This is a genomic window from Acinetobacter sp. WCHA39, assembly GCF_002165385.1.
Lineage (GTDB): Bacteria > Pseudomonadota > Gammaproteobacteria > Pseudomonadales > Moraxellaceae > Acinetobacter.
This window is the reverse complement of sequence record NZ_NHRP01000035.1, coordinates 13,059-29,240: the sequence shown is the minus strand read 5'-3', so window position 1 is coordinate 29,240 and position 16,182 is coordinate 13,059. Positions and strand designations below refer to the sequence as shown.

General features: G+C 38.9%; 15 protein-coding genes. 13 read left to right on the top strand and 2 right to left on the bottom strand.

Annotation, left to right across the window (positions count from 1 at the left end; genetic code table 11):
- Positions 1–228: 228 nt before the first annotated feature.
- The gene (locus tag CDG56_RS14160) at positions 229–1,527 is read left to right on the top strand and encodes a toll/interleukin-1 receptor domain-containing protein (RefSeq protein ID WP_087548249.1); all 1,299 of its coding nucleotides are present in this window, start codon (positions 229–231) and stop codon (positions 1,525–1,527) included.
- Positions 1,528–1,980: 453 nt separating this feature from the next.
- On the opposite strand, the gene CDG56_RS14155 is transcribed toward CDG56_RS14160, so the two are convergent.
- Together CDG56_RS14155 and CDG56_RS14150 are read right to left on the bottom strand one after the other, a co-directional pair.
- Entirely contained in the window at positions 1,981–2,823 is an 843-nt protein-coding gene (locus tag CDG56_RS14155) for an IS3 family transposase (RefSeq protein WP_227519076.1), read from the bottom strand.
- 32 nt (positions 2,824–2,855) lie between these two features.
- Positions 2,856–3,365, bottom strand: coding sequence for a helix-turn-helix domain-containing protein (locus CDG56_RS14150; protein WP_087548247.1), 510 nt, complete (start codon positions 3,363–3,365; stop codon positions 2,856–2,858).
- A 355-nt stretch (positions 3,366–3,720) separates the two neighbouring features.
- Between CDG56_RS14150 and CDG56_RS14145 the strand changes: the two genes are divergently transcribed.
- From CDG56_RS14145 to CDG56_RS14090, 12 genes are all read left to right on the top strand, one after another.
- Complete coding sequence (locus CDG56_RS14145) at positions 3,721–4,005, top strand: hypothetical protein (RefSeq protein ID WP_087548246.1); 285 nt, start codon at positions 3,721–3,723, stop codon at positions 4,003–4,005.
- A 5-nt stretch (positions 4,006–4,010) separates the two neighbouring features.
- Positions 4,011–4,322, top strand: a complete 312-nt coding sequence (locus tag CDG56_RS14140; RefSeq protein WP_032864956.1) for a hypothetical protein — start codon at positions 4,011–4,013, stop codon at positions 4,320–4,322.
- Positions 4,323–4,358: 36 nt separating this feature from the next.
- A complete protein-coding gene (locus tag CDG56_RS14135) occupies positions 4,359–4,979 on the top strand; it encodes a hypothetical protein (RefSeq protein ID WP_087548245.1) in 621 nt (206 codons plus the stop codon).
- A gap of 199 nt (positions 4,980–5,178) precedes the next feature.
- On the top strand, positions 5,179–6,234 hold the full coding sequence (locus tag CDG56_RS14130) for a DUF932 domain-containing protein (RefSeq protein WP_087548244.1): 1,056 nt from the start codon (positions 5,179–5,181) through the stop codon (positions 6,232–6,234).
- 149 nt (positions 6,235–6,383) lie between these two features.
- Positions 6,384–7,526: a YqaJ viral recombinase family protein gene (locus tag CDG56_RS14125; RefSeq protein ID WP_087548243.1), complete on the top strand. Its 1,143-nt coding sequence runs from the start codon at positions 6,384–6,386 to the stop codon at positions 7,524–7,526.
- A 153-nt stretch (positions 7,527–7,679) separates the two neighbouring features.
- Positions 7,680–8,582 carry a hydrolase or metal-binding protein gene (locus CDG56_RS14120; protein ID WP_087548242.1) on the top strand — a complete coding sequence of 301 codons (903 nt, stop codon included), beginning with the start codon at positions 7,680–7,682 and terminating at the stop codon, positions 8,580–8,582.
- A 157-nt stretch (positions 8,583–8,739) separates the two neighbouring features.
- Positions 8,740–9,192, top strand: a complete 453-nt coding sequence (locus CDG56_RS14115; protein WP_087548250.1) for a hypothetical protein — start codon at positions 8,740–8,742, stop codon at positions 9,190–9,192.
- 48 nt (positions 9,193–9,240) lie between these two features.
- Positions 9,241–10,440, top strand: coding sequence for a TolC family protein (locus tag CDG56_RS14110; RefSeq protein ID WP_087548241.1), 1,200 nt, complete (start codon positions 9,241–9,243; stop codon positions 10,438–10,440).
- A 10-nt stretch (positions 10,441–10,450) separates the two neighbouring features.
- The gene (locus CDG56_RS14105) at positions 10,451–11,929 is read left to right on the top strand and encodes an efflux RND transporter periplasmic adaptor subunit (RefSeq protein ID WP_087548240.1); all 1,479 of its coding nucleotides are present in this window, start codon (positions 10,451–10,453) and stop codon (positions 11,927–11,929) included.
- 11 nt (positions 11,930–11,940) lie between these two features.
- Positions 11,941–15,069 (top strand): efflux RND transporter permease subunit, encoded by a 3,129-nt coding sequence (locus tag CDG56_RS14100; protein ID WP_087548239.1) that lies wholly within the window; start codon positions 11,941–11,943, stop codon positions 15,067–15,069.
- An 11-nt stretch (positions 15,070–15,080) separates the two neighbouring features.
- Positions 15,081–15,416, top strand: a complete 336-nt coding sequence (locus CDG56_RS14095; protein ID WP_005058248.1) for a hypothetical protein — start codon at positions 15,081–15,083, stop codon at positions 15,414–15,416.
- Between the two features lie 41 nt (positions 15,417–15,457).
- On the top strand, positions 15,458–16,171 hold the full coding sequence (locus CDG56_RS14090) for a HupE/UreJ family protein (RefSeq protein WP_087548238.1): 714 nt from the start codon (positions 15,458–15,460) through the stop codon (positions 16,169–16,171).
- The last annotated feature ends 11 nt before the right edge of the window (positions 16,172–16,182 follow it).

Sequence of the window (16,182 nt, the reverse complement as noted above, 5' to 3'; positions counted from 1 at the left end):
GTCCATGATGGTGAAAACCATCATAAACCAGACATTTTTATTGGTGAGAATACAGACACTTTAAATGGTTTCTAACATTTTAGTTTCATATAACGCCCATTATGTTAAATGGAGAGTAATTTTTTATAAATAATTGAATTTTGAAAAACTTTAATTAATTAAATGCTTACTTTCATATTGTGAAATATTCCTCTATTCTCGACTTAATATTTCTTTACCTTTGTAGCAATGAAACCACCTAAAGTTTTTATTAGTTATGCCCATGCAGGAAAACAGTTAGCAGATAATGTTTTAGATTTTTCAAATTATCTTCGATTTAGAGGAATAGATGCAGAAATAGATCAATATGAGGAAGCTCCTCCTCAAGGTTGGCCTTTATGGATGGCATCTCAAGTAGATCAAGCCGATTTTGTTTTAGTTCTGGCAACAAAAACATATTATGAACGAAGCAAGGACTTTGCAGAAAACCCGACTACAGGATTAGGGGCAAAATGGGAAACTTTACATATTCTTCAAAAAGTTTATGAAAATGCTTTCAATAATACTAAATATATTCCAATTTGTTTAGATAGAGAGGACAAGCAATATATATTAGATTCTTTAAAACCATATACTTATTATGATGTGAGTGATACTGGTCAAAAAGACAAACTGGTTAATCGATTGTTAGGGAACAATGAAAGTATTAGGCCTAAATTAGGAGAGCAGACTAAGGATGTAGAGGAATTTTTACCATTAGCGCCTAGAGGTCGAAAACATTTATTTGTTACTAATCTAATAGATTTAGAATTATGGGATAAAGCCACTTGGTGCGGAGTTGCTTTTAGTTTTGCCCAGAACAAGCATCGAGAAGATATACCTATTATTGGTCTAGGTTTTAGAAAACCTAAAATTGGAAAACAAATTTTCGATGATTTAAACCATTCTATTAATAATGATGATTTACAAAACCATATAAGAGTTAGCATCGTTAGAGATATAGATCCTTTAAATCCATACAAATATAGAATGCTTATTGGGCCAAATGAAGAATATTTAAATACAATGCTTGAAAGAGTTGAGGCTGAAAATCCCGACCGCACTATAGATTATACAAATTCTATTTTTGTGGGGATAAGTAGAGTCTTAGAGCTTGATCCACGATCGGGAGAGAACCTTGAAAGATTCATCAAAATTTTAAATAAAAGTAAATTTTTCTATTTAACTAATATGAAAGAAAAATTAGAAAAAGACCTTAATAAGAATTCAGAGTTTTATACAACTCCATTAGCTTTGGACGCTCCTGAAGACTTCATAGATTTTGATAATATTATTCTTAAAAAAGATATTAATATCAAAACATTAATGGAATTAAATAAAGAAAATCCTAAGAGTTTAGACCATGCGGTTCTTAATGCTATTAACACTCGTAAAGTAAAGAAAAGCCAAACTAGAGGAAAAAATCAAGTTGAGAAAAAAGCTGTTGAAAAAAGAAAACGAAAAGCTAGGGAAGTAAAAAAGACTAAAAAATCTACTAAGAAAAAATAAGTAAAATGGAGTGTTAATTTTTCTAAAATTAACATAATGGGCGTTATGTGTAATTATTTATTTTATATAATTCATAAGCTTATAGAAAACTGTTCCTGCGTTCAGCGTACTGGAACGGCTTTTTCATGATTATTCACGTTTCACGTCTGATATTTAATTAATGTTCCACGGTTTTTGTAAGCAGAATCAAAATTTAGAAATTGAATTGTGCTGTCTTGTAAGTAACCAATAAATATATAGAAATACAAAACAAGCAATTTTCATGTGTCCGAATTGACTTCAATCCACCTCACCATTATCCTTAGTCTGCTGACCCACATGGTCAGTCGGTTTTAGCAGACCGTTTCATCTAGCGCATCAGGTTCATATTCTTCCTGAGTATGATGCTTGTGCGAAACCTTCTCGTCCCCCTTTGCGGTAGAATGATCTGACCCCATAAAGTTGGACTGTTAATTAAGCAGTTTTTATAAACTGATTTTTATATTGTACAGGGGATAATCCTTGTAGCTTCACCTTGATTCTCTCATGATTATAATAATGAATGTACTCTCGTATAGTTTTCTCTAATTCATCAATTGATTGAAATTTTTCACCATGAAAGCACTCGGATTTTAATATTCCAAAGAAGCTTTCTATTACAGCATTGTCTAAACAGTTTCCCTTACGAGACATACTTTGAGTTAAACCATGTTGCTTTAATTGCTGCTGATAATGAGCCATTTGATATTGCCAACCTTGATCTGAGTGAAGTATTGGTTTTTCATGTCGCTTAAGTTTAGCTAAAGCATGAATGAGCATATCTTTCACTAACTCATAATTGAGTTTACGTTGGATTCGGAAGGTAATAATTTCCCCATTAAATAAATCTATAATTGGAGATAGATAAAGTTTTTCACCTTTTAAATTAAATTCCGTTACATCAGTTGCCCATTTTTGATTTGGGCGATTTGCTTTAAATTGCCGTTGTAAAACGTTATCAGCTATTGTTCCTACACAGCCACTTTTATATGAACGATATTTTAGTGCTCTGATACGTGACTTCAGCCCCATAGATTTCATGAGGCGATATACACACTTGTGGTTAATCATTATTCCTATACGTTTCAGAGCAAGAGTAATTCTACGATAGCCGTAACATCCTTTATGGGCATGATATATAGACTTAATCTGCTGTTTGAGCTCATTATATTTATCATTAACACGTGCAGCTTTCATGTGATAGAAATAAGTACTACGAGCGATCTTAGCAATATTAAGTAGTAGCTTTAATGGATAAAGTTGCCTTAATTCTGAAATAACTTGAACACTGTCTGCAGTACAAAGTGAATTTAAGTACGTTGCTTCAGTTTTAAGGCTTTTAGCTTTTTTAAAAAGGCAACCTCTGCACGTAAAGCGGTCACTTCATCAATGAGCTCCTGCTGAGATTTATCTTTGTCATCTTTTACAGGTTTGTTTATTTTAGTTTTATCTTGTTTAACCATATTGTTATAAATCCTCGTGGTATTAAACCCGGCAATCCCTTCTTTATGATACTGAGCTAGCCACCTTCTTAAAATTGACGTCCCGCTCAGATTTAACCGTCTTCTAACTTCTCTTACAGGTACCTTATCAAGAAGCATTTGTACAGCCTTGATTTTAAATTCGGAAGAGTAGTAGGTTTTTTTAGTTTTAATATTTAAGCCATCTTCACCTTGTGCCTTATATTTTTCAATCCATAGCCGGACCGTTTGGAGATCTACATTAAATTCTTGTGAAAGGATTTTGTAGCCTTTACTTCCATCTAAATAAGCCTGAATGACTTTTAATTTTAACTCTTTTGAATGCTTTGGAACTGGCATAGGACACACCTCATAAGTTTAAAAAGTCTAACTTATGGGGTTCAGTTCAGAACGGGAGGGGGACGCGTTCGCGCGTGCTGGTACTAGATGACCAGTCTGCTAACCCCTTTTCGTTCTACCACCATAATCGATTAGCAGTGATTTGGTAGAGCTTCTATTACATCTAGGAGTCAACCATGACGATTCAAACTTTCCTCTATCTGTACTGATATCTAATTTATTTAACTGATTTCACTCCAACGTTTAATCGGTGCTTTGGCGTTTCTTATTTATTCACGAACAGCTTCCTGTTCTGTGTATGTACGCCTATAGATTTAAAAACGATCCATACAGAAAAAAATATAGGGGAGCTTTAATGAAAATTAAATCATTCAGCATTCTTGGAATCATCATTGCACAAACATTAACAGGCTGTTCATCCGAGACCAAAGACCGCAAAGCCTACATTGAACATTGTATGTATCCCAATAAGGCGATCAAGATGGCTGTCGATACAGAAGCATCCTGTGGATGCCGCTATGACACTATTCGTGAGGCTTATGGCAAACCCTTCTTTAATAAGCCGATTGAGACTGAAGAAGACCAAAAGAAAATGGACTTTGCCAGAGGTTATACCGTTGGCAAGTGTAGTGGGGTGTAATAAAAATGCGAATTAATCAACTCCTTTGTATTTTGATACCCCTTCTTATTATTGGATGTTCTTCTGAACAGGAGAAGGTTTGTCAGGAAGAAGCCGATGTGGCTGAAACAGTGATGGACATGCGCCTGAAACAAAGCAATATGGCAAATGCCATGGTATTGCTGGCTGGAAATAATGAAGCACTTCGGGAGCAACTTAGACCGATTCTCCATGATGCCTTTGAATATGACCGTGGTGGTACAGCAACCTTTGACAGAACCAAACAAATGTTTAGAGATAAATACTACCAGCAATGTATGGACAGACCAGCACCTTGATGTGAATTGCTAAGCATAGAGGGGACAGGGGGAAAGATGAAAAAAATCATGATGCTGGCAACCATTGCCATATTAACAGTCGGTTGTGAAAAGAAACCAGAAGCAGCACAAGCACAGAATACCGCAGTTCAAACTGAACAAGTCAAGCCGAAGGAACAAACTGATAAGCTGACTGAGAAAGAACTACAGGATTTAGAGTCCTTAGAAAAATCGCCAAGTGAAGAAACAGCCAGTCTAGCAGGCTATTATCTTAGTAACTTGGAGGTGACACCTGTACAGGAAATACGAGAATTCATTACCAAAGGTTGGGATGAATGGGAAACCCTGAATCGACAAGAAGCGGAGAAGGACGTCCAACAAGCACCCTCTGACCAAAGTGATGCAACGATGCAGTATCGTATTGAAGTGAAGAATCAGGTCTTTGGTTCCAGTGTGGTTGAAACAGCCTACCTGAATCTGATTTCACTCTCAGACAGTATTGAGATGGATAAACTGATCGTGAATAGAGGAAATTGCAGAGCTGATTACCGTAGTGGAGCTAATCCGATTACCTATGGCAACTCTATGCGATTCTTCTTGAATTGTGATCCACGTAATATCAGAGAAGTGACTGCGGTACTCAAGGACGGTCGTCAGATTGTAATGTCGCCACAATAACCACATGAGCCATAAATACTTAAAGCCTGATTGAAAAAAATTGTAGTTATATAACATTAAGATGAATCAACATACAGAATGAACTGACTCACTGAATCGTTTCATTCACATCAACATTAATCTCATCAAAGACTGCTGGATTTCATTCCTTTAACAAGGAGTGAGGTCCAGCAGTCTTTTTGTTTATAAGGACACAATTATGGCGCACTTAGTCGAAACAATGGCATTCACTGGACAAACCCCTTGGCATGGCTTGGGCAATGAACTGACTCCAAATCAGTCCATCGAGGTCTGGGCACAACAGGCAGGCATGGACTGGCGAATAGAATCTTCAGATGTCAGTTACATGGCACTGAATGAAAAGGGACAAAGCATCATTATGCCTTTTGAGGAACAACGAGTACTTTACCGTTCTGATACGCATGCACCTTTATCTGTAGTGAGTCAGCGCTTTCAGGAAGTGCAACCGATGGAAATTCTACACTTCTACAAAGACTTGACTGAACAATCAGGCTTTGAACTAGAAACAGCAGGGGTACTTAAAGGCGGTAAGAAATTCTGGGCATTGGCACGGACAGGACAAACATCTGCCTTAAAAGGTAAAGATGTCAGTAATGGCTATATTCTTTTAGCAACCGCCTGTGATGGCACATTGGCGACTACCGCCCAGTTCACCAGTATTCGAGTGGTCTGCAACAACACTTTAGCGATTGCTCTCAAAGGACAAAATACCAGTGCAGGCGTAGTGAAAGTACCACACAGTACCAAGTTCAATGCGGAACGGATCAAACATCAACTTGGTATTTCAGTCCGTGCATGGGATGAGCACATGTATGAAATGAAGCAATTGAGTCAGCGTAAAGTGACTCAACAAGAAGCGGCAGCCTACTTTGATGCGGTGTTTAACAACACTAACTTGAGTACAGCGGAACAGGATGAAAGCATTATTCAGTTCTACCGAAATGCAGCCATGCCAAATCAAGGCATCACCTCAGTAAGTAAAGCCGACAATAAAACTGAACCGAATGGACGCGCCATGTCGAAAGCCATGACCATGTTTAACGGACATGGGCGTGGGGCAGAACTGAGTTCAGCCAAAGACACGGCGTATGGTTTATTGTGTTCAATCACTGAGTTTTGCGACCATGAACGTCGAGCAATGAGTACGGATCATCGACTCGATTCAGCATGGTTTGGTGCAGGAGCAGCAATCAAGCAACGAGGTTTGGAACAGGCCTTAAGAATGATTGCCTAAATTCAGTTTCAGTTAAGTCTTCTACATTAGCCTAAGCAGACGGTAATACCGTACAAGCACAGTAACACCTTTAGCCACATTTCCAGATGTGGCTTTTTTTATGCCCAAAATTCAGCTTTTACGATTTTACTCTTACAGGAATAGTTGCAATGAATAGTCATACTCAAATTCAAAATACCTTAAATCATCCACCGCTACAACCGTATTCACCAAACCTGAATCCACCCACCCAAAACTCACCGACTCAACAGCTTGAGGTGAGAACTCGAACTAAAAGTGACCGACTAAACAAACAACCACGAAAAACCAAAGCACCCACAGCTAAACGCCTTGCCAACACCAAACAGCTCAATTACCAACAATGGCTAGAAGTCCGAAAGCAGGGCATTGGCAGTAGTGATGCCGCTACAGCATGTGGTTTAAATCCCTATATGTCGATGCTGGAATTGTGGATGATCAAGACAGGTCGCATGCAACAAAACATCGAGGATGAAAGTGCTGGTTATGCACCGTTGTACTGGGGCAAACAGCTAGAACCCTTGGTGGCGGAATACTACAGCATGCACACCAATCACAAAGTCCGTCGAGTTAATGCAGTCTTACAACACCCCGATGAAGACAAGCATTTTATGTTGGCAAACCTTGACTATGCCGTGGTGGGCAGTGACGAAGTTCAAATCTTGGAGTGTAAAACGGTAGGGGAATATGGCTCAAAACTATGGCGAGATGGTGTACCACTGTATGTACTGTGCCAAGTTCAACATCAACTTGCTGTGACAGGTAAACAGGCAGCACATATCTGTGCCTTAATCTGTGGACATGAAACTAAAATCTATAAAGTGACACGCAACGAAACTGTGATCCAGCACATTATTAATGCGGAACGTCACTTCTGGCAATGTGTGGAATCAGGTATTCCACCCAGTGTCGATGCTTCTGACTCGGCAGCTAAAGCCTTGCAACAGCTTTATCCAGAACAGATTCCATTAACAGTGGAAGACCTGACTCAACATGAACAAGCCAACTACCTATTTAACCAATTATTAGAGGAACGACATAAAGTTGAACAACACCAACAGTATTTTGATGAGCTGAAACATCAACTACAAATGCTGATGAAAGACGCTGAGCGAGCTGTATTTACAGGTGGCTCTGTCACTTGGAAGAAATCGCAGGATTCCATCAGCCTAGACAGTAAATCCTTACTAAAACAGCATCCTGAATATCTACAGCAGTTTCCACAGACCAAAGTGGGAACACGGCGCTTTCAGATTTATCCCAATGGTGGATAAGGCAGCTACACATATCCAGCATTTATTTCTTCAACAAACGTATCAAATCAACCAACACTAAAACCAACCGATCCCATGCCCCAACAGGTATGGGATTTTTTATGCCCAGAATTTATTTACCCAAATTTAAACATCACTATAGAGGACATCACCATGATTAAAGGCTTAGCAATTACACCACCTGTTTTAGGGCGTATCAGTATTGGCAAGATCGTCGAAAAGAATGGTAAACGACTCCCCGAAAAAGATGACCAATTTACCATTACCAGCCAAATTCAAAACAAAGAAGGCTGGGTCAAACATCCACTGGATGAGCAACTACGTGCCAAAGCACCCAATCAGAACCAAAAGCTGAGAAGTATTCCAGTCCGTATGATCTTTAATGACCCTGAGCTGAATCTACGAGCGGAGTACAGCCTATTTGATCGACAAACTGGACGCTTAATATGTTCAGGTAATGGAGAAACCTGTCAGCGACTCGGACAGAATGGCATTGAACAACATCCATGCCCATCCCCTGATTTATGCCCATTGGCACAAGGTGGGCTGTGCAAACCCTACGGACGGTTGTATGTGAATTTAGATGAATCGGATGAGTTTGGCACCTTCATCTTTAGAACCACTGGTTTTAATAGTATTCGAACATTGGCAGCACGGCTTCGTTACTATCATGCGGCATCGGGTGACTTGCTTTCATGTTTACCATTGCAACTAATGCTAAGAGGCAAGAGTACCACTCAAAGCTACCGTACCCCGATCTACTACGTGGATTTAACCTTAAGGGATGGCACAAACCTGAAAGATGCGATTAGTTCAGCCAATCAGATCGATGAACAAAGCAAGGCAGTAGGATTTTATCAGGAGGCGTTGGACCATGTGGCACGGCAGGGTTATGGCAATGCCAGCTTTGAGGTGGGAGGTGAAGAGGGGCTGGATATTGTTGAGGAATTTTATACAGATGAATCAAGACCAGAACAGTCTCAACAAACACATGACCTGAGCCATGTGCAGGATATTCAGAAAGGCTTGCAGCAGTCGGTGCAGGCTTTGAATTGAAATGAATTTAATTAGAAAAGAGTACTCGTACTCTTTTTTTTTGCAGATTTTAGTCTATAGATAAGAAGATATTCACTTCTAGAATATCTAAGAGATGGATTTACTTTAATAACGCTTTTTAGTATTTTGTTAGCAAATCAGAAGTATGTCCATCGTTATGCGTTCAAGTAGGTTGTCTAAGCTTATACTCGCATTTATCCTGTTCTTGTTTACGATAACAATTACGGGAGTTCATGCGTGGGCACCTGTTTTACTTGAAAATATTGAACACCAACATGAATTAAGTATTGTTGTGGAAGATGATGCATCTAGTCATTGGTCTTTGCAGCACTCAAAGGATTCTCCCAGAAGTACTGCTGATCATGAGGCAGAAGTACATAGTTGGAAGAATTTTGATGAGCCAATCTACCATCACTCGGTGAAGCCTATTTCTTCTGATAGTGATCTAAGCATAGACCCTGTGTTTATTCTAAGTTTTATCACTGCTCTTATTTTTCTGTTCTTAAAGTTATCTGAACATCAGATTCGGGTATTTGACTTTAGAAAAAGAATATTTATTTTACGTAATTCTTATACCTATACAAAAGCTCTTATTGTTCTAAGAAATTGATTTTTCTATACAAAAAATAATTCTTCATTTTTTTGTATAGGTAAAGTCATGTCTAAAATTTATCAGCTATTTCTTAGCTGTGGTTTTGTAGTAACGGCAGCAAACGCATTTGCGGAAACGAATTATGCTGAACTACAAAAGCAGGTTATCGCAAGTGATGCTGTACTCAATAGCTTACAGCAGTCCGAGCAAGCTTATGAAATCAATCAAAAGTTTGCTGGTAGATTAAATAATCCGACTTTCAATGTTGAGTTGGATAATCTCGGTAATTCCAAATTGAAGGATTTGGATGGTCCAACAACCTTGTTGGGACTGTCACAAGAGGTTCCTCTCAGTAATAAACTTTCCTTGAGAAAACAGATTGCGAGTTTTCAAGGTGATCGTAATCAGTTCGACATAGCAAAGCGTCAGGCTGAACTCAAAGCAGATTTAAGAATCTGCATGGCGAACTGGTATGTGGCAACTCAACGTGCTGAAATTTACTCATCAGAAAGCAAGTTGAATGCAAGACAAGCCAATGTTCTTTCGGAAAGGCTCAAGTTTGGGCGAGTCATTCCTTCGGATGCTCAGCTCAGTGCAGCACTTTCATCTGAATCAAAACTACGTTATCAAAATGAAGTGAAAAAGGGGCAGTTTCAGAAGAATCTGTGCTCTAAGTTCACATCAAATCTACCAAGTAACGCTTTAGAAGTTCCTCTAAGTTTTAATTTCACAGACAAAATTAGTTTGGCTGAGCAAGAAGCGATTCTGAGTTCAAAATTGAAAAAGACACAATTTGAACTCGCCCGTAAAGAAGCAATACCTGATATCACTTTGGGTATTGGAGTCAAAAACTATCAAGAAACCAATGACAAGGTTTTCCAAGTTTCAACCTCAATACCACTCAATATCTTCAATCGAAATAAAGGCAATATTGCGATTGCCCAAGCGGAACAGATGAAAGCTGAAACGCAGTCCGTATGGGTTAGCCGTAATTCTAAAATTGAACTGGAAAACAAGTCCATTGAGGTTTCTAACTTAATCGATGTGATCCATCAATATGATCAAACCGTTTTGCCCGCAACCAATGAAAGTCTTCGCATTGCAGAGATGGGATACCAAGCAGGGAAAAACTCGTTACTTGAGTTCAATAGCATTAAGCAAATTTGGTTAGACAAACATCTTGCTCGATTCGATTTGTGGTTGGCTTTGCAGACAGAAATTGCAGAAGTCGAGCGCAACTACATTACTCATTTAGATCAAGAATAAGGGCAAGAATATGAATAAACCAACCAATACTTTAATGGCTACGGGCATTATTGCCTTGCTTGTCGTGTTATGTGCTGTGGCATGGTACAAGACAGGTCAAAAGACTCAGTCTTCTTCAGCACATGGGGAAGCAACAGAAGTAAAAGTTGCAGTAGCAGGTGACGAGAAAGGACCTCATGGTGGACGTTTATATCGTGATGGCGATTTCTCAGCGGAAGTGAAAATCTTTGAGCAGGGCGTAGAACCACATCTCCGTGTTTATGGGTATTTCAAAGATAAACCGCTTAAACCTGAAGCGTTAACGGCAAATGTCTACATCAAACGTTTGGATGCAGAGCAAAATATTCAATTTAAACCAGAGAGTGATTACTTGATCGGTAATGAAATTGTCTATGAACCACATTCATTTTTGATGATTGTCAATGTTGATTATCAAGGTAAAAAACATACGTGGAAATGGGACACCAAAGAAGGTCGTGTCACCATGTTGGACAGTAGTATCAAGAGCAGCGGTTTAGAGCTTTTAAAAGTTGAATCCATGATGTTTGAAAATGCTTTAGAGTTAAAAGGAGAATTGAAGTTCCCTGATAATTTTGAAAGTTTTATCACACCGAAAGCAAGTGGAACACTCATCAAAACATATCGCACGATTGGCGATAAAGTAAGTCAAGGTGATTTATTAGCTACAGTACAAAGCCAAGACTTGATCCGCTTAAATGCTGAGCGTTCTATTGCAGTGGATAATTTGCAATTTGCACGTAAAAAAATGGAGCAAGAGCGAACGCTATTTCAAAAACGAGTATCGCCTGAAATTGACTACATTAATGCAAAGCGTGAATTTGATGATGCTCAGATTCGTGCAAATGAATTGAACAATTTAATCAGCTCTTATGGTGGCTCAAGCAACGGTACAACTGAGGTTCGGGCTGCGATGTCTGGCACAGTATTACAAGTGCTGGGGGCTGTTGGATCAAACGTTACACCAGCTACACCATTATTTAAAATAGCCAATACATCTCAATTACTTGCAGTAGTCAACGTTCCTGCGGATAAGCTGAATATAATTAACCCGAATGCTAAGGTGACTGTAAAACCTCAAATTCAATCGGGCACAGAAGAAGCATTGGGGACGATCAAATACATCAGTGATGTCATTGATCCAAAAACACGTACTGCTCAAGTCTTTGTTGAAGTTGCCAACCAATTTAAATGGCGTTCAGGTCAATTGATCACCGCACATATTTTTGAAAATCAAAGTTTGAAGCCGATGGTGGTTCGTGAAGATGCTTTACAAAACTTCCGTGATTGGGATGTGGTGTTCATTCGTGTAGGCAATGATTTTGAAGCACGTCCATTAGAGTTGGGTGAAAAATATAACGGGTTTGTTGAAGTTAAGTCAGGCTTAAAAGCAGGTCAGGTTTATGCGGCAGGCAATTCTTATTTATTAAAAGCAGAGCTAGGTAAATCTGGCGCTACTCATGATCATTAAGGGGTAGCAGCATGTTTGACCAAATTGTTAAGCTTTCGATTAAGAATCGTTGGCTTGTACTGATCGTCTTCTTATTCGTAGGTGCATTGGGTGTTTATAACTATTTTAAACTACCTATTGATGCTGTTCCTGATATCACAAATGTACAAGTCCAAATCAACAGTGAAGCACAAGGCTTGTCTCCTATGGAGATGGAGTCACAAGTCACTTACCCGATTGAAACAGCTTTGGCAGGTATCCCTAATCTTGAATATACACGTTCTGTGTCGAGATACGGTTTATCTCAGGTCACGGCGATATTTAAGGAGGGGACGGACATCTATTTTGCCCGTCAAATTGTCAATGAAAAATTGCAAGGCGTGACACCAACATTGCCAAGCGGCATATCGACTTCAATGGGTCCTGTTTCCACAGGGCTTGGCGAAATCTTCATGTATACCGTTGAGAATGCCAAGAATAGTCTAAACCCACTTTCACCCACTGAATTAAGAACCTTGCAAGATTGGGTCATTAAACCTCAGCTTCGAAATGTTGAGGGTGTGAATGAAATCAATACCATTGGTGGTTATCTTAAACAATTTGTTGTTCAACCTGATTATGCTTATTTGCGTAGCATAGGGTTGGATCAGAAAGCTATTTTAGAGGCGATCTCTAAGAACAGCATGAACAAAGGTTCAGGGTACATTGAAAAAAATGGTGAGCAGTATTTAATCCGTTCTGATTCTCAAATTAACTCGATTGAACAAATCCAAAATATTCCGATCACGTCGAGTAATGGTTATATCCTCAGATTGAAAGATGTTGCCAAAATATCGATTGGTCATGAATTACGGACAGGTGCTGCGACCAAAGATGGGCAAGAAATTGTACTGGGTACGGCATTCATGCTTATTGGCGAAAACTCTCGAAATGTTGCTCATGCTGTAGATCAAAAGCTACAACAGGTTCAAAAGTCGCTACCTGAAGGTGTTGAAGCTAAAGCAGTTTACAACCGAACAACTTTAGTTGATGCAACGATTCAAACAGTGAAGAAGAATTTACTTGAAGGTGCAATTCTGGTCATTGTGGTGCTTTTCATATTCTTAGGTCATTTCCGTGCAGCTCTGATTACTGCGATGGTGATTCCGTTATCCATGTTGATGACAATCACAGGCATGGTCAACCAAAAGATCAGTGCCAATTTAATGAGTTTAGGTGCACTCGATTTCGGAATTATTGTTGATGGTGCTGTGGTTATTGTCGAGGCATCTCTCGCTAAATTAGCCATGAAGCAAAAAGAGTTAGGACGTATTCTGACTCAAAAAGAACGCTTTACGACTGTATTTGAAGCAACAAAGGAATCTCGAAAAGCGATTCTTTATGGTCAATTGATCATTATTTTGGTTTATCTACCAGTGATGACTTTGACTGGTGTTGAAGGCAAGATGTTTACACCAATGGCTGCAACGGTTGTTATGGCTTTAGTTGGCGCAATGATTCTTTCAATTACCTTTGTCCCTGCAATGGTGGCATTAGTTACTACAGGTGAAATTAAAGAAGAAGGGTCAAAAATTGTTCATTTTGTTAAGAAGTTTTATAGCCCAATTTTAGATTGGTCTTTAAATCACAGATATCTACTGATCGCCTTTGTCTCAATATTTTTTATATTCAGTGCAAGCCTTTCAACTCGTTTAGGTTCAGAATTTATACCTTCTTTAGATGAGGGGGATGTGGCATTACATGCTTTGCGTATCCCAGGTACTTCATTAACTCAAGCCGTTGAAATGCAATACACGCTTGAAAAAGAAATTGTGAAAATTCCTGAAGTTCAGACCATGTTTGCCAAAGTTGGAACAGCAGAAATCGCCACTGACCCAGTTCCACCCAATGTGGCTGATAACTTTGTCATGTTGAAGCCACGTAGCGAGTGGCCAAATCCAAAGAAACCAAAAGCGGAAGTCGTTGCAGATATTGAACGAGTAGCTAAAGGTGTTTATGGAAATAATTACGAGTTCACTCAGCCGATTCAAATGCGCTTTAACGAACTTATTTCAGGTGTCCGTACCGATGTTGCTGTGAAAATATATGGTGATGATCTAGGTCAACTACTTGAATCAGCAAACGCTGCCGCTAAAATTTTAGAGGGAGTGAATGGTACTGCTGACTTGAAAGTTGAACAGATGACGGGTTTACCCATGGTATCTGTCGAGCTGAAAAAAGACATGATTGCCAACTATGGGCTTGATGCTGAGGATGTACAGCAACAGGTTTCTAGCCTCATCACTGGTGAGACAGCAGGTAAGGTATTTGAAGGTGATCGAAAGTTCGATATTGTTGTTCGAATGGATCAAAACTCTGTCACAGACTTAGAAAAACTCTATCAAGTTCCTGTGAATCTGCCTGATGGTTCAAGTGTACTTTTATCAGAATTGATCGAGTTAAAAAATGTTCAAGGACCAAACCAAATTTCTCGTGAGAATGGTAAGCGTCGTATCGTCATCACAGCAAATGTCCGTGGTACAGATATTGGTAGTTACATTGCAGAAGCACAATCTAAGCTGAATGCAGATTTTAAATTACCAGAAGGCTACTGGCTGACTTGGGGTGGTACATTTGAACAAATGGAGTCTGCATCGAATCGACTCATGGTTGTTGTTCCAATTGCTTTAATTCTGATCTTTGCCATGATCTACATGGCTTTAGGTAATGTTAGAAACAGTGTCTTGGTATTCACAGGCGTACCATTTGCATTAACAGGTGGTGTGATCGCTTTAGCTTTACGGGATATTCCATTCTCAATTTCTGCTGCCGTCGGCTTTATCGCATTGTCAGGTGTGGCTGTGCTGAATGGCTTAGTTCTTGTTTCTGCCATTCAAAGGCTTCGAATGCAAGGGGAAAGTGTCGTTGATGCGGTGAGACATGGTGCAATGGAACGACTGCGCCCTGTTTTGATTACAGCTTTAGTGGCTTCTTTAGGCTTTATTCCAATGGCTTTAAACGTAGGTATTGGTTCTGAAGTTCAACGTCCAATTGCAACTGTCGTTATTGGTGGGATTATTTCATCAACCTTACTGACTTTGATTATTTTGCCGACCTTATATGTGTGGTTTAACCAAGGTCGGTCAAGAAAATCAAACGATGCCGCTGAACAGGTTGTTTAGAGGCATCTTTAATGACAAATATATTGCGAGATAAACAAAGCAAATTTGTGATGATGTGGCTAGTCTGCATGATCAGTCTCGCTTTATGTTTGCACTTTAATGAGCATGTAACTGAAAATGAATTTCAGAGACACGTTTCAATTGACGCAATTCATTCTCATCATCATGAGGTCAGCCAACAACATTCACATGGTCATCAGGATAACTACTATGAACATTTTGTTGGTTATGACGTACTTAAATCGATTGCTTTAGCTCATCTATTAAAGGGGATATCGATTCTAGATTGGTGTAAAGAATATGTTTTTTTGATGATAAGCCGTATTTTTAAACCGCCCAAAAAGTGAATGGATTTTCAATTCATTTTAAATTTTGGAGTTTGATATACATGCAAATTATTGATTCACACATTGTGAAATTAAGTGCTTACATAAAGCGATTACTTACTTTATTCATTACATTGGCAAGTCCTACACTTTTTGCTCATGGCGTAGCAGAAGGTGATAAGGGCTACATTCAAGAAATTTATGGCGTTCATGTGATTCCATTCATCTATTTGGGTGCGAAGCATATGGTCACTGGATATGACCATTTATTATTTCTTGTTGGCATTATCTTCTTTTTATATCGAATGAAAGATATCGGCTTGTACGTCAGCCTATTTGCACTTGGGCATTCGATTACCATGCTCGTGGGTGTTTATTACAATATCTCGATAAATGCTTACATCATTGATGCAATCATTGGTTTTTCAATTGTTTATAAGGCTCTTGATAATTTGGGGGCTTATCAGCGTTGGTTTGGTTTTCAACCAAACATGAAAGTAGCGACTTTAATTTTTGGTCTGATTCATGGTTTTGGACTCGCAGTAAAAATTCAGGAATATGAGGTTCCAAGTGATGGACTGTTGGCAAATTTAATCTCATTCAATATTGGGGTTGAATTAGGTCAGTTTATGGCTCTGTGCATCATCTTGTTATTGATGACGTTTTGGAGAAAGACACCATATTTCTTTAAAACAGCCTATCAAAGCAATGTTTTCCTCATGTTCCTCGGTTTTTTACTTGTTGGCTATCAACTTACTGGCTTCATTACTCAATAAGGATCTAAATT

Bases quoted from the DNA above. Each gene is read 5' to 3' on its own strand.
- CDG56_RS14160 (WP_087548249.1), top strand. From the start codon at position 229: ATGAAACCACCTAAAGTTTTTATTAGTTATGCCCATGCAGGAAAACAG.
- CDG56_RS14105 (WP_087548240.1), top strand. From the start codon at position 10,451: ATGAATAAACCAACCAATACTTTAATGGCTACGGGCATTATTGCCTTG.
- CDG56_RS14125 (WP_087548243.1), top strand. From the start codon at position 6,384: ATGAATAGTCATACTCAAATTCAAAATACCTTAAATCATCCACCGCTA.
- CDG56_RS14100 (WP_087548239.1), top strand. From the start codon at position 11,941: ATGTTTGACCAAATTGTTAAGCTTTCGATTAAGAATCGTTGGCTTGTA.
- CDG56_RS14090 (WP_087548238.1), top strand. From the start codon at position 15,458: ATGCAAATTATTGATTCACACATTGTGAAATTAAGTGCTTACATAAAG.
- CDG56_RS14110 (WP_087548241.1), top strand. From the start codon at position 9,241: ATGTCTAAAATTTATCAGCTATTTCTTAGCTGTGGTTTTGTAGTAACG.
- CDG56_RS14145 (WP_087548246.1), top strand. From the start codon at position 3,721: ATGAAAATTAAATCATTCAGCATTCTTGGAATCATCATTGCACAAACA.
- CDG56_RS14095 (WP_005058248.1), top strand. From the start codon at position 15,081: ATGACAAATATATTGCGAGATAAACAAAGCAAATTTGTGATGATGTGG.
- CDG56_RS14120 (WP_087548242.1), top strand. From the start codon at position 7,680: ATGATTAAAGGCTTAGCAATTACACCACCTGTTTTAGGGCGTATCAGT.
- CDG56_RS14140 (WP_032864956.1), top strand. From the start codon at position 4,011: ATGCGAATTAATCAACTCCTTTGTATTTTGATACCCCTTCTTATTATT.
- CDG56_RS14115 (WP_087548250.1), top strand. From the start codon at position 8,740: ATGCGTTCAAGTAGGTTGTCTAAGCTTATACTCGCATTTATCCTGTTC.
- CDG56_RS14150 (WP_087548247.1), bottom strand. From the start codon at position 3,365: ATGCCAGTTCCAAAGCATTCAAAAGAGTTAAAATTAAAAGTCATTCAG.
- CDG56_RS14135 (WP_087548245.1), top strand. From the start codon at position 4,359: ATGAAAAAAATCATGATGCTGGCAACCATTGCCATATTAACAGTCGGT.
- CDG56_RS14130 (WP_087548244.1), top strand. From the start codon at position 5,179: ATGGCGCACTTAGTCGAAACAATGGCATTCACTGGACAAACCCCTTGG.